Origin of the sequence: Thalassococcus profundi (assembly GCF_003344785.1) — a bacterium.
Classification (GTDB): Bacteria; Pseudomonadota; Alphaproteobacteria; order Rhodobacterales; family Rhodobacteraceae; genus Puniceibacterium; species Puniceibacterium profundi.
The window spans coordinates 236205-260805 of record NZ_QPMK01000006.1 but is presented as its reverse complement, the minus strand read 5'-3'; the positions used below and the strand labels follow the sequence as shown (position 1 = coordinate 260805).

The window sequence follows — 24601 nt, the reverse complement described above, 5'->3', positions numbered from 1 at the left end:
CTCCGTGCGCAGCACCCACGTCATCCATACCGTGTCCTGCCATGCCGAAGGCGAAGTGGGTGACGTCATCACCGCCGGCGTTGACCTGCCGCCGGGCGCCACGCTTTGGGATCAGCGCAGCTGGATCGCAGAAGACGGCGTATTGCGGGATTTCATGCTGAACGAACCGCGCGGCGGCGTGTTTCGGCACGTCAACCTTTTGGTCCCGGCGACACACCCCGAGGCGCAGATGGGCTTCATCATCATGGAGCCGGAGCACACGCCGCCAATGTCCGGCTCGAACAGCATCTGCGTCGCGACGGTGCTGCTCGACACCGGCATCCTGCCGATGACTGAGCCGGTGACGCACCTCGTGCTCGAAGCGCCGGGCGGACTGGTGCGCCTGCGCGCCGACTGCCGGGACGGCAAGGCAGAGCGCATCCATGTGGAAAACCTGCCCGCCTTTGCCGGGCCGCTGGACCAGCGGCTCGAGGTCGAGGGACTGGGCACGCTCACCGTCGACATCGCCTGGGGCGGCGACAGCTTCGTGGTGGTCGATCCGGCGGGGCTGGAGCTCGACTTGGTGCCCGAGAATGCCGAGGCTCTGGCCCGGCTCGGCACCCGTATCGCCGATGCGGCGACCCGGCAGCTTGGCTTCACCCATCCGGACCTGCCGGACTGGCGGCACATCTCATTCTGCCTCTTTGCCGGCAAGCCCGAGCACAGGTCGGACGGCCTGCGCGTGCGGTCGGCGGTCAGCATCGCGCCCGGAAAGCTCGACCGCTCCCCCACCGGAACGGCCCTTTCGGCGCGCATGGCGCTGCTGCATGCGCGGGGAGAGATGGCCGTCGGCGACGTCCTGACCGCCGTGTCGGTGCTGGACACCGAGTTCCGCGGCACGATCCTGGGCGAAACCTCGGTCGGCGGGCTGCCCGCGATCCGGCCCGAGATCAGCGGCCGCGCCTGGATCACCGGCACCCATCAGCACATGCTGGACCCCGACGACCCGTTTCCGCGCGGCTACCGCCTGTCAGACACCTGGCCGATGCCCGGTCGCGATTAGTCCCGCCGCAGCCGCGCCAGGATGCGCGCCAGCCCGCCCGGCACCAGCAGCACCGACAGGCCGAACCCGACCGCAAAACCGGCGATATCCGCGACCCACTCCTGCCCGGAGCCGAAAAGCAGCGTGAAGACCAGTTGCAGCCCCAGCAGGATCCCGATGAGTGAAAACGCCCGGATCTGCTGCGCCCCCATCTCTCCGAGGCGGACCCAGAGCAGGTAGGTGAACCCGCCGATGAGGCCGTAGATCGGCGGAAACGCCCCGAGCAGCGGCGCGCCGTCCGGTACCACCAACCCGTAGACCAGCGCGCCGCCGATGCCGGAGCCCAGGAAGATCACCGCCGTGGCAAGGTTGCCCATGACCTCGCCCACCATCTTGCCCAAAGCCAGAAGCATCACCACGGCAAAGAGCGCATGGGTAAAGGTGGCATGCACGAAAGGATAGGTCACCAGGCGCATCAGGTGCTCGGGCGGCATCTGCCCGGTTTCCAGCATCCAGGCCAGAACCCGCCCGGAGAAAGCATAGTCCTGCACCGCCGCGAGCCGCCAGCCGATGGCCCCCGGCCCGCCGAGGATGCCGCGCGCGCCGAGGTTCAGCACAACCTCGACCGCGACGATCAGCAGGGACAGCGCCACCACCACCGGCGGCAGCGGGTTCAACGGGCTTTCGGTATGCGGATGGGTCATGGGGGCCCTTTGCTTGACGGCATTGAGCCCCATGGATAAGCCTGCCGCAGCCATAATTCCAGACGGAGAATTGCCATGTCCGAGGGGGTCCAAACCTCTCCTGCCTTCACGCCGCGGGTCTTCTCCGGCATCCAGCCCTCGGGCGGACTGACGCTGGGCAACTACCTGGGCGCGCTCAAGCGCTTTGTCGACAGCCAGGACCGAGGCATCCAGTCGATCTACTGCATGGTCGACCTGCACGCGATCACCGTCTGGCAGGACCCCGAAAAACTGTCGCGCGCCACCCGCGAGCTGTGCGCCGGTTTCATCGCCAGCGGCATCGACCCCGCGCGCTCGATCCTCTTCAACCAGTCCCAGGTGCCCGAACACGCGCAGATGGCCTGGGTGTTCAACTGCGTCGCCCGCATGGGCTGGATGAAGCGCATGACCCAGTTCAAGGACAAGGCCGGCAAGAACGCCGAGAACGCCTCGCTGGGGCTTTTCGCCTATCCCGCGCTCATGGCCGCCGACATCCTGTGCTACCACGCCACGCATGTCCCGGTGGGCGAGGACCAGAAACAGCACCTGGAGCTGACCCGCGACATCGCGACGAAGTTCAACCACGATTACGGCGTCGAATTCTTCCCGCTCACCGAACCGGTGATCGAGGGTGCGGCCACCCGCGTCATGTCCCTGCGGGATGGGTCAAAGAAGATGTCGAAAAGCGATCCCTCGGACATGAGCCGGATCAACATGACCGACGATGCCGACACCATCGCCTCAAAGATCCGCAAGGCCCGCACCGATCCCGACGCCCTGCCGTCCGAGGCCAAGGGGCTGGAGGACCGGCCCGAGGCGCGCAACCTCGTCAACATCTACGCGGCCTTGGCCGACATGACCGTCGCGCAGGTGCTGGCGGATGTGGGCGGCAAGCAATTCTCGGAGTTCAAGCCGATGCTGGCGGATCTGGCGGTCGAGAAGCTGTCGCCGATCTCGGGCGAAATGGCGCGGCTGATGGAGCAGCCCGACGAGATCGACGCGATCCTGCGCCGCGGCTCGGACCAGGCGCGCGCCATCGCCACGCCGATTCTCGAGCAGACCTACGACATCATGGGAATCGTGCGGTAACCTGCCGCCATTGCCGCTCTTCATCCGCGGCATACTTCTGGACGATCAGAGGTATGCCGCATGAAACGCCCCCCTTCAGAAACCCGCGTGCCCTCGGGCCGCCTGTCGCGCCTCACGCGCTTTGGCGCGATGACGACGGGCATCCTCGGTGCCGCCGCCGCCGAAGGCACCCGCCAGTTCGCGCGCGGCGAACGGCCCGAATGGCGCGGCCTGCTGCTGACCCCCGCCAATGCCACGCGGCTGACCGCGCAGCTGAGCCAGATGCGCGGCGCGGCGATGAAGATGGGCCAGCTGCTGTCGATGGAGGCGGGAGAATTTCTCGCGCCCGAGCTGTCGGACATCCTCGCCCGCCTGCGCGACGACGGCCACGTCATGCCCGGCGGGCAGCTGAAACAGTTGCTGGCGGCCAACTGGGGTGCGGACTTTCTGAAAAGGTTCGAGAAATTCGACGTCCGCCCCATCGCCGCCGCTTCCATCGGGCAGGTGCACCGGGCGCAAACGAAGGATGGTCGCGATCTGGCCATCAAGGTGCAATATCCCGGCGTGCGCCGCGCCATCGACAGCGACCTTGCCAACGTCGCGGCGCTGCTGCGCATGTCAGGCCTCGTCCCGCGCGGGCTGGACCTTGGTCCGTTCCTCGACGAAGCGCGCACGCAGCTTCACGAAGAAGCAGACTACCGCCGGGAAGGCCGGTATCTTTCCGCCTTTTACGACCTGCTGGCGGACCAGAGCCATTTCGCCGTGCCACGGCTGCATGACGACCTCACCACGACCGACATCCTGGCCATGGACTACCTGCCCGGCGATCCGATCGAAGACCTTGCCGAGGCCGATCAGGCCAGCCGCGACCGAGCGGTCATCCGGCTGCTGGAACTGGTCCTGCAGGAGCTTTTCGACTTCCGGCTGATGCAGACCGATCCCAACTTCGCCAATTACCGCGTCCAGCGTGACACCGGCCGCATCGTCCTGCTGGATTTCGGCGCCACGCGCGAAATCGCGCCCGAAACCGCCGCGCAGTTCCGTCGGCTGCTGCACGCCGCCCTGGGCCGCGACCGCGAGACCCTGCGCACCGCCGCGCGCGACATCGGCTACATCAGCGAAACGACCGCGCCGCATCACGAAGCCCTGCTGCTAGAGATGATGGAGATGGCCTTTGCGCCGCTCAATGTGCCGGGCATGTTCGATTTCGGTACTGCGACGCTGGTCCGCGACCTGCAGGAAAAGGGCGCGGCCTTCGCCGCCGACCGCAGCTTTGCCGACGTGCCGCCGCCCGAGACGCTGTTTCTCCATCGCAAGATCGGCGGGCTCTACCTTCTGGCGGCCAGGCTGCGCGCCCGGGTCGACATGCCAAGGCTCCTCGCGCCCTACCTGTAAAGAACTGTGCGGCAGCGCACGGTGCCTCTCTTGGATCGCCCCTTCGCGCGGCGACCTGTTGCGCCTATCTTGTCCCGGCACAGATCAAGGAGGCTCGAGATGAGCTACACCGCCCCCGCCGCCACCCAGATCGGCCACGTCCACCTGCGCGTGGCGGAGCTTGACCGCGCCGTCGCTTTCTACCGCGACGTGATCGGACTCGAGGTCGTCACGCAGGGCAAAGAGGCCGCGTTCCTGTCTGCCGGCGGGTATCATCATCACATCGCGCTCAACACCTGGGGCAGCAAGGGCGGCAAGCCGCCGCCGCCGGGCAGCACCGGGCTGTTTCACACCGCATTCATCTATCCGGACCGCCCGGCGCTGGCACGCGCCCTGCAAGCTGTGCTCGACGCCGGGGTGCAGCTGACCGGAGCAGCGGATCACGGCGTGTCCGAAGCGGTCTATTTCGACGATCCCGACGGCAACGGTGTGGAGCTTTACCGCGACCGCCCGCGCGCCGACTGGCCGCGCGATGCGGACGGTGGGGTGATCCTGTCGAACAGCCGCCTGGACCTCGAGGCGCTGCTGGCCGAGGCGTCCTGACCGTCTGGACCTCTGCGCCGCACCGGCCTAGTGTCGCGCGGCGATCAGAAAGGACATCCCATGGCCACCGGCAGCAACATCCGCACCTATTTCGACGGCCGTTGGCACGACGGCGATGTGCCCGTGATGCGCGGAGCGGATCACGGCGCCTGGCTGGGCAGCACGGTCTTCGACGGCGCGCGCTACGTGCATGGCCGCGCGCCGGACCTCGACCTGCATTGCGCGCGGGTCAACGCCTCGGCCAAGGCGTTGATGATCGCGCCCACGGTCACGACGGAGGACATGGTGCAGATCGTCCGCGAGGGCCTTTCGGCCTATGCTCCCGACGCCGCCGTCTACATCCGCCCGATGTACTGGGGAATCCACGGCGACGCGACGGCGATCGTGCCGCTGGCCGACGAGACCGGCTTTGCCATCTGCCTGGAAGAGATCCCGATGGCGCCCGAGAGCGCGTCGATGACCGTCACCCGCACGCGATTCCGCCGCCCGGTGATGGAGGATGCGGTGGTCAACGCCAAGGCCGGATGCCTGTACCCCAACAACGCCCGGATGCTGGCCGAAGCGCGGTCCAAGGGGTTCGCCAACGCGCTGGTGGCCGACGCCATGGGCAACGTCGCCGAAACCGCGACCTCGAACATCTTCATGGTCCGCGACGGCGTTGTCTTCACGCCCGTGCCCAACGGCACCTTCCTTGCCGGCATCACCCGCGCGCGCCACATCGCCAACCTGCGCGCCGACGGGGTCGAGGTGGTGGAAACTGTGCTGAGCTTCGACGATTTCCTCGCCGCGGACGAAGTCTTTGCCACCGGCAACATGAACAAGATCACGCCGGTGACCGCCTTCGACGAGACGCAGTATCAGGTCGGCCCCATGGCGCGCCGCGCCCGTTCGCTCTACTGGGATTGGGCGGCCAGCCAAGGCTGAGGCCCGCGGGACGGCGGGCGGGGCGTCTTTGCCTGCGGCAAAGCGCGGCGTCCCTCCGGCCCGGCTGCGGCAGTGCTGGACAGGTCCGGCGCGCTCGGCCATGATCCGTGCAACGGGAGGTCCAGATGCGCAAGTTTCTTGTTGTGCTCGATGACAGTCGCGAATGTCTCAACGCGATGCGGTTCGCCGCAATGCGCGCCGCCAAGACCGGCGGCGGGGTGGCGATCCTGTCGGTGATCCCGCCCGACGAGTTCAACCACTGGATCGGCGTCGGCGACATCATGCGCGAAGAGGCGCGCGAACGCATCGTCGCGCATTTCGAGGTCTTTGCGAAGTGGATGCGCGACAAGCAGGGGGTCGACCCGGAGTTGATCATCCGCGAGGGCGAGCCGGTCCCGCAGATCATCGAACAGGTGCGCGAGGACGCGGAGATCGGCGTCCTCGTGCTGGGCGCCGGCACCGACAAGAAGGGCCCCGGCCCGCTTGTCACGCAGCTCAGCCGGTCGTCCGGAAGCCTGCCCATTCCGATCACGATCGTGCCCGGAGACCTGTCCAAGGAACGTCTCGAGGCGATCACCTGAGACCCCGCTTTTGCGTGAAAATAAATAAATCACAATGACTTAACCGAAGAGGTGGAATTGACGCCGGTCGGCAGCAGCCCGACGCCAGATGGATGCGCAAATTTTGCAAGGGCAGGTTTGCGGAGCTGACAACATAAACAGTGTAAATGCGACCGCCGCGCCTGAGGACGGCCTATTTCCCGACATAATTCGATACAACTCTGGGTTCATCGACACACACCGGAGATGATCCATGACGATGCCCTTCATTCTCGACCGCGACCGGATGGTGACGCCGGCAGAACAATTCGCACCGTCGCGGGCCGCAGAGCCCGCCCCGTCGACCGCCGGCCTTGGCTGGTGCCTGCGCATCGGCGATACCCTCCCCGATTTCGAAGCCGACACGACCCATGGCCGCCTGCGCTACCGCGACTGGGCCGCGGGCCACTGGACGGTATTCTTCAGCCACCCCGCGGCCTTTACCGGCGTCTGCACCTCCGAGGTGCTGTCGCTGGCCGATGCGGAGGGCGACCTGGAAGAACGCGGCATCAAGGTGATGTCGATCTCGACATCGGCACTGGACGAACAGCGCGCCTGGTGCGCCGATATCGCCGCAAGCTTCGGGATCGACGTGCCGTTTCCGATGGCCGCCGACCCCTCGGGCGGATTGTCCGAAATCCTGGGCATGCTCGACGGCACCGGGCTCAGCCAGGCGCCGGTCCGCAAGACGTATATCGTCGACCCGGACATGCAGGTGCGGATGATCATGGAATATCCCCAGGCGGTGGGGCGCAGCACCGCGGAAATCCTGCGGGCCGTGGACGCGCTGCAGGCGCACGACCGCATCGGTGCGGCGACCCCCGCCGACTGGTGCCCGGGCGACGACTACATGCTGACGACGCGGCTGACGCAACGCCTGGATGCGCAGGAGACGCTCCGGTTCGTGCGGCCCGTCACCTCCTACCTGTCGCTGGTGTCGAAACGGATCGACCCGCGCCACGCCGGCCGCCCCGCACTCTACAGCGTCACCGCGACCGAGGAGGACACGCCCTGATCAGCCTCCACCATCGGCCCGAAACGGGCATCTGACAGGATCGGGACGGGCACCTCAGTCCCTCACAGCAGGTGCACCGACACATCCCGACCCGCCCCACGTGGTCGCCGCGCGCAGGCGCCCTCTCCGCTGCTCACCCTGTCCGGCACCACGTGTCGCGGCCGTATTTTCCGGCCGCACCCTCGCGCCAGCGCCGCCTGGCCCCCGCAACCCGCCGCTTGCCGAAAGGAGCCATCACCGCGCACCACCGCCAGACGGGACCCGGCAGCCTGACATCCCACAGCCGATCCCGTCGGCAGACTGCTGAGACATCGGCAGACAACACGGGCCCCGGGCGTTCATCCGCGCCCGGGGCCCGGCGTTCCAGCCGTTGCAACAACGCCGCACTCGCACCTCTGCCTCTGACAGCCGGCCCAAGCTCGGCCGTGTCGCAAAGCCGTCCCGAGTCAAAGGCTTGCATGGCATATCGGGGAAATCTGCGCCGTTTCCGGCCGCAGCCTGCCCCCCAAACGACGCGCGCCTGACCGCCAAACACGCCATTTTGTGATTGAATCCCGGTAGCAGTGCCCCATGGTCATGTCTAAGGTGCAGTCAATGCAAATATGCAATCCGTGGGGACGAGTGACATGAAAATCCGGATCGGCGTGCGGGCACGCGCCGCGCTGTTCACCCTCGCCTCTGCCGGTTTCGCCCTGCCCGTCGCGGCCGTGGAAAACGTCGTTGTGCAACTGGCGACACCGGACGAGGAACTGCGCGAGATCCTCAAGAACAATTCCGTCGTCAAGGCGGCGCAGGCCGAGGACCGCACCGCCGCGTCCGACATCTACGCCGCCGCCCTGGCCGAATACGGGCGGATGACCGAAACCCTCTATTCCGAAGGTTACTACAGCGGCGTGGTCGACGTGCTGGTGGACGGCCAGCAAGCCGCCGACATCCCCCTGTTGCGGGTGCCCGACCAGATCACCACCGTCACGCTGGTCATCGACCAGGGGCCGAAGTTCCGCTTTGGCCGGGCCGAGGTGCAGCCGCTCGCGCAGGGCACGGAACTGCCCGAAGATTTCAAGACCGGGCGCCGCGCCCGGGCCGGTCTGGTACGCGACGCGGTCGATGCGGCGGTTCTGGGCTGGCGCGACCTCGGGTTTGCCAAGACGCAGACCACCGATACGCAGGTGACTGCGCGCCACGCCCGCCGCGCGCTTGACGTCGACATCCGCCTGAACCCCGGCCCCCGCGTCCGCTTCGGCAAGCTGCTGGTGGACAGCAGCACCACGAATGTCCGGACCAGTTCGATCCGGCGCATCGCCGGGCTGCCTCGTGGCGAGTATTTCTCGCCCGACGCGGTGCAGGAAGCCGCCAACCGGCTGCGCCGCACCGGCACATTCGCCTCCGTCACCCTGACCGAGGGCGAAGTCGTGGGCCCCGACAACGTCATGGACATGACCGCCAATGTCGTCGACGAAAAGCCGCGCCGCATCGGGTTCGGCGCCGAGATCTCCTCGCTCGAAGGGCTGAAGCTGTCCACCTTCTGGCTGCACCGCAATTTCGTGGGCGGGGCCGAACGCTTCCGCGTCGATGCAGAGGTCGCCAATATCGGCACCACCGCCGGCGGCGGCATGGATTATTCGCTGGGCGCGCGGCTCGAAGTGCCGGCGATCTACGGCGCCGAGACGCTGGGCTTCGCCTTTGCCCGGATCAGCCGCGAGGACGAACCCACCTACCTGTCAGACACGTTCGAAACCGGCATCGGTGCCACCCGCCGCTTTAGCGAGAACCTCGAATTCGAGGCGGCAATCAGCTATCTTTACTCCGACACCGAGGACGACCTCGGCGAACGCGAGTTTTCGCTGCTGCAATTCCCCTTGGCGCTGACCTACGACAAGCGCGACAACGAGCTGAACCCCACGACCGGCTATTACGCCAAGGCTCAGCTGACCCCCTATGCGGGCCTCAGCGGCAGCCAGAGCGGCGCGCGCAGCTACATCGACCTGCGCGGCTACCTGAACGTCGGCGAAGACGCTGCGAACGTCTTTGCCGGGCGCTTCCAGATGGGGTCGATCTACGGCTCGGACCTCGACGAGACCAACCCCGAATTCCTGTTCTCCTCGGGCGGCGGCGGCACGGTTCGCGGCCAGCCCTACAAGTCGCTCGACGTCGATCTGGGCAACGGCAACAGCACCGGCGGGCGCAGCTTCGTCGGAATGTCGGCGGAATACCGTCGCGCGATCACCGAAAGCCTCGGGATCGTGGCCTTCGCCGACACCGGCTACATCGGTGCCGAAAGCACCTACGACGGGTCGGGCGAATGGCATTCCGGCGCGGGCCTCGGCCTGCGCTACAACACCGGCATCGGACCCATACGGTTCGACGTGGCGGGACCTGTCGGCGGCGGCGACACCGGCGACGGGGTGCAAATCTACATCGGGATCGGGCAAGCATTTTGAGACATCTGGCACGCGCACTGGTTTTTCTGCTCACGCTGAGCCTGGCGCCGCAAGCGGTGTTCGCACAATCCGAGGAAGAGGACCGCGGCTATCTGCAAGCGTTCCTTGAGGACAACCTGTCGGGCGCCGGGCGCCAGATCAGGATCGTCGGTTTCGAGGGCGCGCTGTCCTCGGTCGCCACGATCGAGGAACTGACCATCGCCGACGACGCGGGCATCTGGCTGACCCTGCGCGGGGTCGAGCTTGACTGGTCGCGTGCCGCCCTGCTGCGCGGCCGCGTCGAAGTCAACGCGCTCACTGCCGAAGAGGTGCTGCTGCCACGCCTGCCCTCTGCCGAAACCACCACCGAAGACCTGCCCGACCCCGAGGCGACCCCGTTCAGCCTGCCGGAACTTCCGGTGTCGATCCGTATCGACGAACTGTCCATCGACCGCGTCGAACTCGGCGCCGGGGTGATCGGTGTCGAGGCGGCGTTGAGTGCCACCGGTTCGGCCGAACTCGCGGGCGGCGAAGGCACCGCATCGCTGCAGGTGCAGCGGCTCGACGGCGCGGAGGGATCGCTGGATTTCACCGCGTCTTATGCCAATGAAACCCGGCAGCTGTCGCTTGACCTCGACCTGCAGGAAGAGCAAGGCGGACTGCTGTCGACGCTGCTGTCGATCCCCGACAGCCCGGCCATGGAGCTGACAGTCACCGGCGAAGGCCCGCTCGACGATTTCACCGCCGATCTCGCGCTGGCCACCGACGGCACCGACCGCCTCACCGGACAGGTCACGCTGGCCGCGCTGCAGGACGACGCGGGCCTCGGCTTCAACGCCAGCATCGACGGCGATGTCCGCCCGCTGATGCCCGAGGCGAACCGCGCCTTCTTCGGCCCCGAGCTCAGCCTCGCGGTGCAGGGCGAAAGCCGCGAAAGCGGCGAGCTGCGGCTCAACACGCTGGATCTGACCACCGAAGCGATGACGTTGGACGGGCAGATCCGCATCGGCGCAGACGGCTGGCCCGCGCTGATCGACGTGACCGGCCGGATCGCCCATGACGACGACACGCAGGTGGTGCTGCCCGTCGCCGGCGGCGACACCGAGGTGCAGGCGGTGGACCTGTCGGTGCAATACGATGCCAGCGAAGGTGACGCCTGGACCGCCGAAATCACGCTCGACGACCTGTCGCGACCGGACCTGTCGCTGGGCAGTGCCGCGCTGACCGGCAATGGCACGCTGACCCGCGGCACCGGCTCTGCCGTGGGCCGCGTCCAGGGCGGATTCGACATCGACGCCAGCCAACTGGCCTTTTCCGATCCGGGCCTGGCCTCGGGCGTCGGCGACGCGCTGACCGGCCGCATCACCTTCGACTGGCAGGAGGGCATGCCGCTCAACCTGCCGGAAATCCGCCTGTCCGGCGACGAATACGCACTTGACGGCACCATGTCGGTCGAGATCCCCGAGGACCGCGTCAGCCCCGTCGTGGTCGCCGACCTGCAGGTAAACGCCGACGACGTATCGCGCTTTTCCGCGCTTGCCGGGCAAGAGCTTGGCGGCGACGTGGACGTGCGGGTGATCGGCACCGTGGCGCCGCTCGACGGCAGCTTCGACGCGACGGTCAACGGCACTGCCAACGACCTCGTGACCGGCATCGCCGAGCTCGACGGCCTGCTGGACGGCCAGAGCACGCTGGCCATCGACGCCGCGCGCGACGAAACCGGCGTCAGCCTGCGCCAGTTCGACATCACCGCCCCCGGCGCCACGATCACCGCCGACGGACGATTGAATTCTACCGGCACCATCGCCGATTTCGACATCACCCTGCCGGAAACCGCGCTGGCCGTGCCGCAACTTCAGGGTCAGACCCGGCTGCGCGGCAATGTCCGGCAAACCGGCGGCAGCTATGCGCTCGACCTCGATGCCAATGCGCCCGGCGGCGTAGTCTTCGACGGCCAGGCCACGGTGCAGGTGATCGAGGGCGTGCTGGCCCAGGTCAGCGGTCGCGGCAGCCTCGCCGCCGATAATCTGTCGCTCTATTCGCAGTTGGCGCAGCGCGATCTGGCCGGCGGGCTGGACATCACCGGGTCGGGCACCTTCGACCCGCGCAGCCAGAACTTCGAGGCGGATATCGAGGGCAGCGCCAACAACCTGCGCGTGGACGTCGCCCAGGTGGACAACCTCATGCAGGGCCGCAGCACCTTCGACGTGGTGGCTGCCCGCGTCGGCGACCGCGTGGACCTCACCAGCCTGACCCTGACCACGCCGCGCATCACCGCAAGCGGCAACGGCATCCTGCGCGACGAGAACAGCAACGCCCGCTTCGACGTGGCGCTGGTCGATCTTGCGGACGTGCTGCCGGAATTGTCAGGCGCAGCGGAACTGGCCGGCACGGTGACCCAGAACGGCGACGCCTTCGAAATCGACATCGACGGCACCGGCCCCGGCCGCGCCGCCATCGACGCTCTGGCCACGGTCACCTACACCTACGACGGGCTTGAGAACATCGCCGCGGGCACTCTGGGACCGGTGTCGGGCAACGGCACGGTCAGCGCCGACGACCTGTCGGTCTATTCCGGCGTGGCGGGCCGCGACCTGGGCGGCGCCGTATCGGTCGAAGGCAACGGGTCCTTCGACCCCGAAACGCAATATTTCGAGGTGGACGTGTCCGGCACGTCCCGCGATCTGCGCACCGGCATCGAACAGGCCGACAACCTGCTCGCTGGCGTGACCACCTTCACGGTCGATGCGGGGCAGGACGCCGAAGGCCTTCTGGTCCGCAACCTGCGTGTCGAAAACCCGCAGCTGACCGCCAGCGGCGAAGGCATTCTGCGCGACCAGGCCAGTGCCGCGCGCTTCGACGTGGTGCTGGAGGATCTGGCCGACGCCCTGCCCCAGATGGCCGGCAGCGGCGGCGCGCGGCTTTCGGGCAGCATCGACCAGGCGGGCGACGATTTCGCCTTCGACATCACCGGCTCCGGCCCCGGCGGGCTGGCGGTCGATGCCGAAGGGACGGTGCGTTACGCCGACGACACGCTGGGCCGGATTTCCGGGCAGGGCACGCTCCGCGCCTCGGACCTGTCGGCGTTTTCCGGCGTTGCCGGCCGGTCGCTGGGCGGCTCCTTCGATTTCCAAGGCAACGGCGGCTTCAACCCCGCGGACGGCAGTTTCGACGTCGCACTCACCGGCAGCACCAACAACCTGCGCAGCGGCATCGCCGCGGTGGACCAGCTGACCGCAGGGCGCAGCACCGTGACTGTGGATGCGGCGCGCGGCGCCGACGGGCGGATCGTGGTGGAAACCTTCGACCTCGCCACCCCGCAGCTGACGGCCGATGCCAATGGCGCATTGTCGCCCAACGGTTCGGGCCAGCTGAGCTACAACGTGGTTCTGCGCAACCTCGGCCTCTTCGCCCCCGGCTTCGACGGGCAGGCGACGGCGCGCGGAACGGCGTCCTCTTCGGGTGGCGAATACCGGATCGATACAGCGCTGACCGGTCCCGGCGGCACCACCGCCGATGTGGCGGGCACCATCGCGCCGGATTTCAGCCGCGTGAACCTTTCCGCCAACGGTTCCGCCCCGCTGGCGCTGGTCAACCAGTTCACCGAACCGAACATCCTGTCGGGTACCGCGCAATTCAACCTGCGGGTCAACGGCGCGCCGGGCCTCGACGCGGTGTCGGGCACGGTGACCAGCTCCGGCGCGCAGATGGTGATCCAGGCGGCCCAGCTGACGCTCGAGAACATCAATGCGAACGTGAACCTGACCGGCGGGCGCGCGCAGATCGACCTGCAATCGGGCGTGTCCACGGGCGGGTCCCTGAGTGTCACCGGTCCCGTGACGTTGTCGGCGCCGTTCAACGGCGACTTGTCCATCGCGCTGAACAGCGTCGGGATCGTGCGGCCCGGTCTGATCGAAACCGAAGTGAACGGCGCGCTGACCCTGCGCGGTGCGCTCACCCGAGATGCGCGGCTTGCGGGCAATCTGGACTTCGAGACGATGGAGATCCGCATTCCCGACACCGGCTTGGGCGCCGCCGGGCTGGACTTCACCCTGACCCATGTCAACGAACCGGCGGACGTGCGCCGGACCCGCGAACGGGCCGGCCTGATCGAGAGCGAAGCGGGCACCAGCGGTCCCGGCATCAACTATCCTCTCGACATTGTGGTGAACGCCCCGTCGCGCATCTTCATCCGCGGGCGCGGGCTGGATGCAGAATTGGGCGGCACCCTGCGGCTGGGCGGCACCACGTCCAACATCATCCCGGCGGGCAGTTTCGAGCTGATCCGCGGACGGCTCGACATTCTGGGCCAGCGGCTCGACCTCGCACAGGCACGCATCCAGCTCGAAGGCGATTTCGACGCCTTCATCTTCGTGCGGGCCGAGACCACCCGTGCCGAGACGTCGATCGCCGTTGTCATCCAGGGACCGGTGTCCGACCCCGAGGTCAATATCACCTCAAGCCCCGATCGCCCCGAGGAAGAAGTGCTGGCACTGCTGCTGTTCGGGCGCGACGTGACCGAGATCTCGGCATTTCAGGCGGTGCGGATCGCGGCCGCCGTGAACACGCTCGTCGGCCGCGGCGGCACCGGGATCGTCGATCGCCTGCGCACGGGTATCGGGCTTGATGATTTCGACGTGCAGACTGCGGCCGACGGATCGACCGAATTGCGCTTTGGCAAGTACATCGGTGAGAACCTCTATACCGATGTCACGGTCAATTCCGAAGGCAGCACCGACGTGAACCTCAACCTCGACATCACGCCGCAGGTCACCGCCCGTGGAACGGTGGGAACCGACGGCAACACGAGCCTCGGCATCTTTTTCGAAAAGGACTACTGAGCGGCGGGCTCAGCCGCGCCCGTTGCGCAGCAGCTCGCCGCCGGTCAGCACCGGGGCCGCGTCGATTTTGCCGGCATCCAACATCCCGGCGACGCGTTCCAGCACCGTGACGATCATCGACTGTTCCCAGTCCGGCAGCGCCTCGAACTGCGCGACATACCGCTGTTGCAGCGCATCCGGGGCCACCTCGACCTTGGCCCGGCCCTTGTCGGTGATCTGCAGATCGGTCTGCCGGCGGTCGGCGCGGGATTTCTGCCGTGCGATCAATCCGTAGCCTTCAAGCTTGTTGAGCAGCACGGAGATCGTCGCCTGGCTGACCCCCATGCGGGTCGCGATCTCGGAAGGGGTGCTGTGATCGGTCTCGCCGATGATCTGGAGCACGCGCAGCTGCACTGCCGTCAGTCCCGCCTCTTGGGCAAGGTCACGTCCGTATAACTCTGTCGCGCGCAGGATACGCCGCAGGGCGACAAGGCTGTGATCGGTCCGGTCCATATCGTTCAGCGAGTCCGTGGTTTCGATGTCGCGACGGGTCTTGCCGATGGCAATGCTCGAAGCGACGCTCTGGCTTCTGGCGTTCTGTAACATGCAGTATAGCTAGTTTGCTTAGTCAAACTATTCAATATGCAACTTTAACGCCTTGCGCTGCGGCAGTCTGCCGCAGATTTTGCGCTATTATCGACCTGACGCCGCGGAACCATTCATTAAGACGCGCATTGTTACTTTGACTGTTGAAATTAAAAATGCGCTCGATTACTTAGTGCCTCAAAGCAAACCAAGCCAAGGTGACAAACGTGCAGACATTGCAAAGCGTGAAATCCGAAGGAACAGTGACCTTTCGAAAGCCCCTCCGCGAGGACGGCGCCCAGATCTGGGAACTGATCCGCGCCTGCAAGCCTCTCGACGAAAATTCCATGTATGCGAACCTGCTGCAAGCCGACCACTTCCGCGACACCTGCGTGGTGGCCGAACTCGATGGAGAAATCGTCGGATGGATTTCGGCCTACCTTCTGCCCAGCGATGCCGACACAGTGTTCGTCTGGCAGGTGGCCGTGTCCAGCGCCGCGCGCGGCATGGGCATGGGCACGCGGATGCTCGACGCGCTGATGCTGCGCGAAGAGTGTGTGGGTGTTCGTCGCATGCGCACCACGATCACGCTCGACAATGACGCCTCCTGGGGCCTGTTCCGCAAGTTTGCCGACCAGAAGGACGCGTTCCTGACGTCCGAAGCGCACTTTACGCGCGACACGCACTTCCAGGGCGAACACGCGACCGAGCACATGGTCAACATCACATTCCGTGAGGCCGCACAGTCGGCTGCCTGAGCGCAGACCGACGCCCTCACGTCCCTAAAAAAAGGATATCTCCCATGACGACTGAACATTCAGCCGACAAAACCGTATTCGAGCGCCGCGAATCCGAGGCGCGCAGCTACTGCCGCAACTTCGATACAGTCTTCGCCTCCGCTTCGGGGTCGCACATGACCGGCGAAGACGGAAAGACCTATATCGACTTCCTCGCGGGCTGCTCTTCGCTCAACTACGGGCACAACGACCCGGACATGAAACAGGCGCTGATCGACCACATCACCGCCGATGGCGTGGCCCACGGGCTCGACATGTACACAACGCAGAAAGCCGCGTTCCTGCAGGCCTACGAGGACATCATCCTCAAGCCGCGGAACATGGACTACAAGGTGATGATGACCGGTCCGACCGGCACCAACGCGGTCGAGGCGGCGATAAAACTGGCGCGCAAGGTCACCGGTCGCCGGAATGTCGTGTCCTTCACCAACGGCTTCCACGGCATGACCATGGGCGCGCTGGCACTGACCGGCAACGCCGGCAAGCGTGCGGGCGCGGGCAACTCCTGCGGCGGCCTTTGCGGCGTGACGCACCTGCCCTATGACGGCGCGTTCGGCGACGGCGTCGACACGCTCGAGCAGATCAAAATGATGGTGAACAACCCGTCCTCGGGCGTCGACAAGCCCGCGGCCTTCGTGTTCGAGCCGATCCAGGGCGAAGGCGGCCTGAACGCCGCCTCGAAGGAATGGATCGAGGGCATCGGCAAGCTGGCGAAAGAGATCGGCGCGCTGATCATCGTCGACGACATCCAGTCCGGCTGCGGTCGCTCGGGCACCTATTTCGCCTTCGAGGGCATGGATATCGAGCCCGACATGATCACCCAGGCGAAGTCGCTGTCGGGTTTCGGCCTGCCCTTCGCGGCGCTTCTTATTAAGCCCGAACACGATATCTGGAAGCCGGCCGAGCACAACGGCACCTTCCGCGGCAACACCCACGCCTTTGTCACCGGACGCGTGGCGCTGGAGAAGTTCTGGAAAACCGACGACTTCCAGAAGGAACTTCAGGAAAAGGCCGTGATGCTGACCGCCGGTCTGCAAGCGGTGGCCGATGCCGTTCCGGGGTCCCGTCTCAAGGGCCGCGGTCTGATGCAGGGCGTCGACGTGCTCTCGGGCGATCTGGCCGGCGACATCTGCGCGCGCTGCTTTGAAAAGGGCCTGATCATCGAGACCTCGGGCGCCCACGACGAGGTGGTCAAGGTGCTCGCCCCGCTGACAACGTCGACCGAAACCTTCCGCAAGGGCCTCTCCATCCTGCTCGAGGCCACGCAGGAAGCTGTCGACACCCACAAGATCGCTGCGGAGTAACGGATATGATTGTACGCGACGTGAACAAACTGAAAGGCACCGACCGGTCCGTCTCGGACGCCGATTGGACCTCCGTGCGGATGCTTCTGGCCGATGACGAGATGGGGTTTTCCTTCCACATCACCTATCTCAAGGCCGGGTCCGAGCATACGTTCCACTACAAGAACCACTTTGAGTCGGTCTACTGCATGTCCGGCAAGGGGTCGATCACCGACCTCGCCACCGGCGAGACGCACGAGATTTACCCGGGTGTGATGTACGCGCTGAACCTGCACGACAAGCACACGCTGCGCGCCGAGGAAGAACTGGTCATGGCCTGCTGTTTCAACCCGCCGGTCACCGGCAAGGAAGTGCACCGCGAAGATGGCTCCTATGCCGCTCCGGACGAGGCAGCCTAAGAGGATTTCATGCCCCTGAACTTCACCAATCACACGGTCGAAAAGATCGGCGGGACATCCATGTCCCGCCTGTCGGAATTGCTCGACCCGCTGTTCAAGGTCAATGACCCTGAATACGGGCGCATCTTCGTCGTTTCGGCCTTCGGAGGCATTACCAACCTGCTGCTGGAGCACAAGAAGTCGGGCGAGCCGGGCGTCTATGCGCATTTCGCCAACGGCACCGACGACCACGGCTGGCTGGCCGCCCTCAGCAAGGTGCAGAACGCCATGCGCGAGGCGCATGATGCTCTGCTCGACCATCCCGCCGACCGATCCGAGGCCAACGATTTCGTGCGCGACCGGATCGAGGGTGCGCGGTCCTGCCTGATCGACCTGCACCGCCTGTGTTCCTACGGTCATTTCCGCCTGTCGGCGCACATGGCCATCACCCGCGAGCTGCTCTCGGGCCTGGGCGAGGCTCATTCCGCCTATGTCACCATGCTGCTGCTGCGCCGTCACGGCGTCAACGCGCGTTTCGTGGACCTGTCGGGCTGGCGCGACGAACGCGAGATGAACCTGGAGGAACGGATCGAGGACGGGCTCGGCTCGGTCGATCTGTCCGAAGAAATGCCGATCGTCACCGGCTATGCGCAATGCGCCGAAGGCTTGATGAACAAGTACGACCGCGGCTATTCCGAGGTCACGTTCAGCCAGATCGCCGCGCAGAGCAAGGCGCGCGAGGCGATCATCCACAAGGAATTCCACCTCTCCTCCGCCGATCCCAAGCTGGTCGGCGCAGAGAATGTGCGCAAGCTCGGTCACACCAATTACGACGTGGCCGATCAGCTGTCGAACATGGGGATGGAGGCGATCCACCCCACCGCCGCCAAGGCCCTGCGCCAGAACGAGGTGCCCCTGCGCGTGACAAACGCCTTCGAGCCGGGGGACCCCGGCACGCTGATCGACGAGGCCGAGGCCGAGAAAGGCGTGGCCGAAATCGTCACCGGGCTCGAGATCTACGCGCTGGAGCTGTTCGAACAGGATATGGTCGGCGTGAAAGGCTACGACGCCAAGACGCTGGAGCGGCTGACCCGCCGCGACTGCCGTATCGTGTCCAAGACCTCTAACGCAAACACGATCACCCACTACGTCGAAGCGCCGCTCAACACGATCAAGCAGGTGGAATCGGACCTTTCCGAATTCTACCCGGGCGCCGAGATCAACGTGAAATCGGCCGCCATCGTGTCGGTGATCGGGCGCGACCTGCGCGGGCTGCATGTGCTGGAACGGGGCCTCGGCGCGCTGCGCGAAGCGGATGTGGACGTGATCAGCGCCCACCAGACCACGCGGACGGTGGATGCGCAATTCGTGGTCAGCCGCGCCGATCTGGACCGCAGCATCAAGGTGCTGCACGACACGTTCTTCCCGGTCAAGGGTAAGGACAAGCAGCTCGCCGCCTGACGCGACACAGGTCCGATGCTTCGTGACGGCCCCGCCCCGCGCGGGGCCGTCTTGCATCCAAGGGTGTCGCAGAGCGCGTTTTTCTCGAGAAAAACGGCCCGGAAAACACGTGTTTTCCGGCGACACTCCGCCAATGTGAACGCGTCCGATGTTTCGTCACTCCTGCTTCCGGCCGCTGAAATACCGGGCGGCCACCGGCATTATCGTTTGACAGCCCACCGCCGCGCTGCCCCAATCGGGTCACTCTGCCCGAAAGGCCTGCCATGCGCTCCACGCTTCTGCCCAACCCCCGCCGCGCCGAAGGGGGACTCTCGCTTACCGACATCCCCCTGCCGTGCGACGACGCCGCGCCGGTACAGCGGCTGTTGTCCCGCTGCCCCGCGGCACGTCCCACGCCGCTCACCCCCCTGCCCGATCTTGCCCGGACACTGGATCTGGCCGAGGTCTGGGCCAAGGACGAACGCGGGCGCATGGGGCTGGGGTCGTTCAAGGCCCTCGGCGCGGCGCATGTCATCGCATCCCAGGCCGTCGAAGCCCGCCCCGACGCGCCCGAAGGCGCGCTTGGCGACCGCACCTACGTCACCGCCTCCGCGGGCAATCACGGCCTGTCGGTCGCGGCCGGGGCGCGTGTCTTCGGCGCCCGCGCGATCGTGTACCTTTCGGACACTGTGCCCGACGCCTTCGCGCAGCGCCTGCAGGACAAAGGCGCCGAGGTTGTCCGCGCCGGCCGCACCTACGAAGACAGCATGGATGCCGCCGCCCAGGCCGCGCAGGACAACGGCTGGACGCTCCTGTCGGACAGTTCGTGGCCCGGCTACACGGACGCGCCGCGCATCCTGATGCAGGGCTACCTCGCGCTCATGGCCGAGGTGGCAGAGGCGCTGGACACCGACCCGACCCATGTTTTCGTGCAGGCCGGTGTCGGCGGGCTCGCCGCCGCCGTCGCCGCCGCGGCCCGGCGCAGCTGGGGCGAAAGCCCCCGCATCGTCGTGGTGGAACCCACCGCCGCCGCCTGCATCGCAGACTCGCTTCGCCACGGCACGCCGACGCGCGTCGCCGGGCCGGTGTCAACCATGGGCCGCCTCGACTGCAAGGAGCCGTCGTTCATCGCCCTGCGCGGACTCGCCCGGGATGCCGATTTCGTCCAGACCGTGTCCGATGCCGAGGTCGCCGGACACTTGCCGCGACTGGCCGACCTCGGGCTCGACACCACCCCCTCGGGCGGTGCGAGCCTCGCGGCGCTGCTGCTGAGCGGACCCTACCGCGACACGCTGGGCCTGGACGGGACCTCGCGCGTCCTCACCTTCGTCACCGAGGCCCCATGATCTTTCCGCCCGAGGAATTCGCCGCCCGCACCGCGAAAGCCCAGGCGATGATGGCAAAGCGCGGGCTGGCGGCGCTGCTGCTCACCACCGAACCCGATGTGCGCTATTTCACCGGCTTCCTCACCCGATTCTGGGAAAGCCCCACGCGCCCCTGGTTCCTGGTCGTTCCCGCCGCAGGCGATCCGGTCGCGGTCATCCCCGGCATCGGCGCCGCCCTCATGGCCCGCACCTGGATCACCGACATCCGCTGCTGGTCCGCGCCGGACCTTTCGGACGACGGCGTGACACTGCTGGCCGACACCCTGCGCGAGCTCGCGGGCGCTGGCGACATCGGCCTGCCCTCGGGCCACGAAACCCACCTGCGCATGCCGTTGGAAGACTACGCCCGCCTGGCGCAGCTGCTGGCCCCGCAACGGCTGACCGGCGACGGCGGCATCCTGCGCAGCCTGCGCCTGGTCAAGTCCGAGGCCGAGATCGCGCAGATCGCCGAAGCCTGCCGGATCGCCGCCCGCGCCTTTGCCCGCGTGCCCGAGATCGCCCGCCCCGGCGTGCCGCTCAGCCAAGTGTTCCGCCGCTTCCAGGTGCTGGCGCTGGAGGAAGGCGCCGACTGGGTGCCTTACCTCGCCGGTGCCGCGGCACACGGGGGCTATGCCGACGTCATCTCACCCGCCACCGACCGCCCGCTCGAAAGTGGCGATGTGCTGATGCTCGATACCGGCCTGACCCGGGGCGGCTATTTTTGCGACTTCGACCGCAACTACAGCATCGGCCCTGCATCGCCCGCCGTCCGCGACGCCCATGCCCGGCTGATCGAGGCGACGCAGGAAGGCTTCGACGCCGCCCGCCCAGGCGCCACGGCGGCGACGCTCTTCGAGGCGATGAACCGGATTGTGACCCTCGGCGGCGGCGGCAGCGGCGCCGGCGGGCGGCTGGGTCACGGGCTGGGCATGCAGCTGACCGAGGGGCCGTCCTTGATCCCCGCCGACACCACCGAACTGCGCCCGGGCATGGTGCTGACGCTGGAGCCGGGCATCGACCTCGCCCCCGGCAAGATGCTTGTGCACGAAGAGAACATCGTCATCACTGACGCCGGCGCAGCCTGGCTGTCGCCGCCGGCAGACCCCGACATCATGGAGATCGGCACATGAACATGCCCTACACGCTGATCCAGGCCGACGAGGCGCGGCTGGGCCTGATCGTCCTGCAGACCGACGAAAGCCTCGAACGGGACCTGCGCCAGCTCATTCCCGCCTCGGTGAACCTGCTGGTGAGCCGCGTGCCAAGCGGCGACGAGGTGACCGAAGAGACGTTGGGCCAAATGGCCCGCGACCTGCCCGCCTCGGCGGCGCTGTTGCCACAGATGCAACGCTACGCGGCGATCGGCTACGGTTGCACCTCGGGCGCCGCCGTGATCGGCCCCGCCCGGGTGGCGGACCTGGTGGGAGCCGCTGCGCCCACGGATCACGTCACCAACCCGCTGACCGCCCTGCTCGCCGCCTGTCAAAGACTGCAGATCACCCGGCTGGGCATCCTGTCGCCCTATACCGCAGAGGTGTCGGACCGCCTGCGCCGCGTGCTGTCAGAGAACTGCATCGACACGCCGGTCTTCGGCAGCTTCAACGAGGCGCGCGAGGAACGCGTCGTCCGCATCGCCCCGCAGTCCATTCGGGCCGCCTGCGAAACCCTCGCACCCAGGGGCGGCATCGACGCGCTTTTCCTGTCCTGCACCAACCTGCGCACCCTCGACCTCATCGAGGAACTCGAAGCCAGGACCGGTCTGCCGGTCCTGTCGAGCAACCAGGTGATCGCCTGGCACATGCTGCGCTTGGCCGGCATGACCGACGCCATGCCCGGCTTCGGTCGCCTCTTCCGCGACCATTGACGGCGCACCGTCCCATTCCTGAAGGTTCAGCCCTTCTTCGGTTCACAATAACCCTCGGAGAGCACGAGAGGCTGGCCTCTCGTAGCGCGCGGCACGCGCGCTTCCTCGCGCCGGCAGCCGAGGCTATTCCGCCGCCGTCCGTTCCAGCGCCAGTCCGCCGATCTCGGACAGGAGATCGACGATCCGCCCCACACCGTCACCATGGCGCAGGGCGGCAAAGACGAAGGGCCGCCCGGCGCGCATCCGCGTGGCGTCCCGCTCCATCACCTCGAGCGACGCGCCGACATGGGGCGCGAGATCGGTCTTGTTGATCACCAGGATGTCCGAGCGGGTTATCGCGGGTCCGCCCTTGCGCGGGATTTCCTCGCCCGCGGCAACGTCGATCACGTAGATCGTCACGTCGGCAAGCTCGGGCGAGAACGTGGCCGAGAGGTTATCGCCGCCGCTCTCGATCAGGATCAGGTCGAGGTCGGGAATCGCCGCGTTCAGCTCGGCAATGGCCGCGAGGTTGATCGAGGCATCCTCGCGGATCGCGGTGTGCGGGCAGCCGCCGGTTTCGACCCCGCGGATCCGTTCCAGCGGCAGCACCTGCATGCGCATCAGCGCCTCGGCATCCTCTTGCGTGTAAATGTCGTTGGTCACCACCGCCATCGACAGGCGGTGTCCCAGCGCGCGGCACAGTTCCGCCGTCAGCGTGGTCTTGCCCGCGCCAACCGGGCCGCCAAGGCCCACGCGCAAAGGTCCGTTGGGGGATGTCATGATCGTCTCCTCAGGATCGGAACAGCCGGGAATAAAGAGTTTCATGCCGCATGCTGGCAATATCCACCAGCGGGGCGAAACCGCCGAGGTCGTCGAGATCGGCCCGCAGGGCTGCGCCTGCAAGCTGCGCGCAGAGCGGCGCCAGAGCCGACACGATACGCTGCCCGTCGGTCTGGCCCAGCGGGACCAGCCGCACGCCGGCGCCGACGAGATTGGCGGCAAAGGCGTGCAGGTAGAGCCGGATCGCGGGGTCCGCCGGCAGGTCCAGCAGCGCCGCGGCACGGCCCGCGGCCACCGGGTAGGCCAGGTCCGGCAGGTCGACGCCCCAGACCTCGGCGACCGTGCGGGCAAAGGCCGCGCCCTGCAGCAGCGTTTCCAGCCGCCGCTCGGACGACGGCGAGAGCGCCAGCGCCAGATCCGACAGCGCTTCGGGATCGCCCTCCATCGACTGCGCCATCAGCACCGCGTCGGACCAGCCCGCGCCATGTCGCAAGACGGTCTCGACCCACGCCTGCAAGGCGGCGGCATCGCCGACGCCGCCTTCCTGCACCGCCGTCTCCAGCCCGTGCGAATAGGCGAAGGCCCCGACCGGAAAGGCCGGGGAGAAAAGCTGGTGCAGGGTCAGATGCGGATCAGTCATGGCTGTGCGCATGACCCTCGGGACCGTGACTGTGCGAATGGTCGTGGCCATGGGTGCGGCCGTGACCATAGGCGCCGCCCTCGGGGGTGAAAGGCTCGATCAACTCGATGACTTCGGCGCCGATGCGACGCAGCATGTCGGCGATGACGTGGTCGCGCTGGATCAGCAGGCGGTCCGATTCGATCTGGCAGGGGGTGTGGCGGTTGCCGATGTGCCAGGCGATGCGCGGAAGGTCGGTGCCGGTCACCTGCAAAAGCGGCTCGGGCGCCGCGACGATGGCGATTTCGCTGCCGTCCTCGGCAATGAGCACGCCGCCATGGTCCAGAGATGTGGTCTGCGGCAGGTCCGCCAGCAGGCGGCGGCCGTCTTCGAGCGTCAGGACCTTGCGGCGCAGGAACCGCGATTCGTAGTCGAGCACCGCCCGCCCGGCGGGTGCGGCATGCGCGTGGCCGTGGTAGCGGCGCGCGGTGAGGTCGGGGGCGCTCATGCGCGCCCCCGGACCGAAGTCAGCGGTAGTAGGCGTCGCGGAAAACGTGATGCACGATGTCCGCGCGGCGGATGCCCAGCGCGGCCAGTTGCGCGTCGCTCAGCGCTTCGAGCTTGCGCACGCGGCGGATGCGCGGGTTGTTCTCTGCGATTTTCTCCATGGTTGCAAAGAACCATGCGTTCAGTCGGGTGAAGACGCCCGCCTTGGGGTAGACGTCGGGATATGTTGCGGCATGTGCCATTTGAAGCCGTCCTTGTGCTTGCTTCGTCGTTGCTGTTGCACAGGAAGTAGGCAGTTTGTGAACGATCCAAAACCCCGAGTTCGGCAATGCCGCAATGCAGCATTTGCATGGCTGCAGGCGGGGTTTCGCCTGTCTCTACGCGATGTTGCGCGCGGGACGCCCGGCCGGGTGCATCGT

The 24601-nt window shown here is 66.9% G+C and carries 22 protein-coding genes; 16 read left to right on the top strand and 6 right to left on the bottom strand.

The genetic code is table 11. From position 1 onward, the window contains the following. Positions 1–4: 4 nt before the first annotated feature. Positions 5–1042, top strand: a complete 1038-nt coding sequence (locus tag DU478_RS11020) for a trans-3-hydroxy-L-proline dehydratase (RefSeq protein WP_114511035.1) — start codon at positions 5–7, stop codon at positions 1040–1042. Here the strand turns inward: DU478_RS11020 and DU478_RS11015 are convergent. Then, positions 1039–1725, bottom strand: coding sequence for a rhomboid family intramembrane serine protease (locus tag DU478_RS11015; protein ID WP_114510999.1), 687 nt, complete (start codon positions 1723–1725; stop codon positions 1039–1041). The two genes, DU478_RS11020 and DU478_RS11015, sit on opposite strands and share 4 nt — an antisense overlap. Positions 1726–1800: 75 nt before the next feature. On the opposite strand from DU478_RS11015, the gene trpS reads away from it, so the two are divergent. The 8 genes from trpS (at position 1801) to DU478_RS10975 (ending at position 14587) form a co-directional block, all read left to right on the top strand. Beyond that, a complete protein-coding gene (trpS, locus tag DU478_RS11010; protein WP_114510998.1) occupies positions 1801–2832 on the top strand; it encodes a tryptophan--tRNA ligase in 1032 nt (343 codons plus the stop codon). 60 nt (positions 2833–2892) lie between these two features. Beyond that, on the top strand, positions 2893–4206 hold the full coding sequence (locus DU478_RS11005; protein ID WP_114510997.1) for an ABC1 kinase family protein: 1314 nt from the start codon (positions 2893–2895) through the stop codon (positions 4204–4206). A gap of 99 nt (positions 4207–4305) precedes the next feature. Then, positions 4306–4788 carry a VOC family protein gene (locus DU478_RS11000; protein WP_114510996.1) on the top strand — a complete coding sequence of 161 codons (483 nt, stop codon included), beginning with the start codon at positions 4306–4308 and terminating at the stop codon, positions 4786–4788. Positions 4789–4848: 60 nt separating this feature from the next. After that, a complete protein-coding gene (locus DU478_RS10995; protein ID WP_114510995.1) occupies positions 4849–5712 on the top strand; it encodes a branched-chain amino acid aminotransferase in 864 nt (287 codons plus the stop codon). 125 nt (positions 5713–5837) lie between these two features. Then, positions 5838–6293: a universal stress protein gene (locus DU478_RS10990; protein WP_114510994.1), complete on the top strand. Its 456-nt coding sequence runs from the start codon at positions 5838–5840 to the stop codon at positions 6291–6293. Between the two features lie 232 nt (positions 6294–6525). After that, positions 6526–7326, top strand: a complete 801-nt coding sequence (locus DU478_RS10985) for a peroxiredoxin (protein WP_114510993.1) — start codon at positions 6526–6528, stop codon at positions 7324–7326. Positions 7327–7952: 626 nt separating this feature from the next. Further along, complete coding sequence (locus tag DU478_RS10980) at positions 7953–9767, top strand: autotransporter assembly complex protein TamA (RefSeq protein WP_114510992.1); 1815 nt, start codon at positions 7953–7955, stop codon at positions 9765–9767. After that, positions 9764–14587, top strand: a complete 4824-nt coding sequence (locus tag DU478_RS10975; protein WP_114510991.1) for a translocation/assembly module TamB domain-containing protein — start codon at positions 9764–9766, stop codon at positions 14585–14587. The genes DU478_RS10980 and DU478_RS10975 overlap by 4 nt, the downstream gene beginning before the upstream one ends. A 9-nt stretch (positions 14588–14596) precedes the next feature. Here DU478_RS10975 and DU478_RS10970 read toward each other — a convergent pair whose 3' ends face one another. Then, the gene (locus DU478_RS10970; RefSeq protein WP_325048097.1) at positions 14597–15172 is read right to left on the bottom strand and encodes a MarR family winged helix-turn-helix transcriptional regulator; all 576 of its coding nucleotides are present in this window, start codon (positions 15170–15172) and stop codon (positions 14597–14599) included. 206 nt (positions 15173–15378) lie between these two features. Between DU478_RS10970 and ectA the strand changes: the two genes are divergently transcribed. From ectA to DU478_RS10935, 7 genes are all read left to right on the top strand, one after another. Next, positions 15379–15909 (top strand): diaminobutyrate acetyltransferase, encoded by a 531-nt coding sequence (gene ectA / locus DU478_RS10965; protein ID WP_114511033.1) that lies wholly within the window; start codon positions 15379–15381, stop codon positions 15907–15909. A gap of 44 nt (positions 15910–15953) precedes the next feature. Continuing rightward, complete coding sequence (ectB, locus tag DU478_RS10960; protein ID WP_114510990.1) at positions 15954–17252, top strand: diaminobutyrate--2-oxoglutarate transaminase; 1299 nt, start codon at positions 15954–15956, stop codon at positions 17250–17252. A 5-nt stretch (positions 17253–17257) separates the two neighbouring features. After that, the gene (locus DU478_RS10955) at positions 17258–17650 is read left to right on the top strand and encodes an ectoine synthase (protein WP_114510989.1); all 393 of its coding nucleotides are present in this window, start codon (positions 17258–17260) and stop codon (positions 17648–17650) included. A 9-nt stretch (positions 17651–17659) separates the two neighbouring features. Next, a complete protein-coding gene (locus DU478_RS10950; RefSeq protein ID WP_114510988.1) occupies positions 17660–19090 on the top strand; it encodes an aspartate kinase in 1431 nt (476 codons plus the stop codon). Between the two features lie 263 nt (positions 19091–19353). Then, positions 19354–20415, top strand: coding sequence for a pyridoxal-phosphate dependent enzyme (locus tag DU478_RS10945; RefSeq protein ID WP_114510987.1), 1062 nt, complete (start codon positions 19354–19356; stop codon positions 20413–20415). Beyond that, complete coding sequence (locus tag DU478_RS10940; RefSeq protein ID WP_114510986.1) at positions 20412–21563, top strand: M24 family metallopeptidase; 1152 nt, start codon at positions 20412–20414, stop codon at positions 21561–21563. The genes DU478_RS10945 and DU478_RS10940 overlap by 4 nt, the downstream gene beginning before the upstream one ends. Continuing rightward, entirely contained in the window at positions 21560–22297 is a 738-nt protein-coding gene (locus DU478_RS10935; RefSeq protein WP_114510985.1) for a maleate cis-trans isomerase family protein, read from the top strand. Before DU478_RS10940 ends, DU478_RS10935 begins: the two co-directional genes overlap by 4 nt. Positions 22298–22420: 123 nt before the next feature. On the opposite strand, the gene ureG is transcribed toward DU478_RS10935, so the two are convergent. Genes ureG through DU478_RS10915 form a run of 4 tightly spaced genes read right to left on the bottom strand, consistent with a single transcriptional unit; the run spans position 22421 to position 24424 of the window. Beyond that, on the bottom strand, positions 22421–23056 hold the full coding sequence (gene ureG, locus DU478_RS10930; RefSeq protein WP_199488325.1) for an urease accessory protein UreG: 636 nt from the start codon (positions 23054–23056) through the stop codon (positions 22421–22423). Between the two features lie 10 nt (positions 23057–23066). Next, on the bottom strand, positions 23067–23696 hold the full coding sequence (locus tag DU478_RS10925; RefSeq protein WP_114510984.1) for an urease accessory protein UreF: 630 nt from the start codon (positions 23694–23696) through the stop codon (positions 23067–23069). Then, positions 23689–24183: an urease accessory protein UreE gene (ureE, locus tag DU478_RS10920; protein WP_114510983.1), complete on the bottom strand. Its 495-nt coding sequence runs from the start codon at positions 24181–24183 to the stop codon at positions 23689–23691. Before ureE ends, DU478_RS10925 begins: the two co-directional genes overlap by 8 nt. A 19-nt stretch (positions 24184–24202) precedes the next feature. Continuing rightward, positions 24203–24424 carry a DUF1127 domain-containing protein gene (locus DU478_RS10915; RefSeq protein WP_114510982.1) on the bottom strand — a complete coding sequence of 74 codons (222 nt, stop codon included), beginning with the start codon at positions 24422–24424 and terminating at the stop codon, positions 24203–24205. Between the last annotated feature and the right edge of the window lie 177 nt (positions 24425–24601).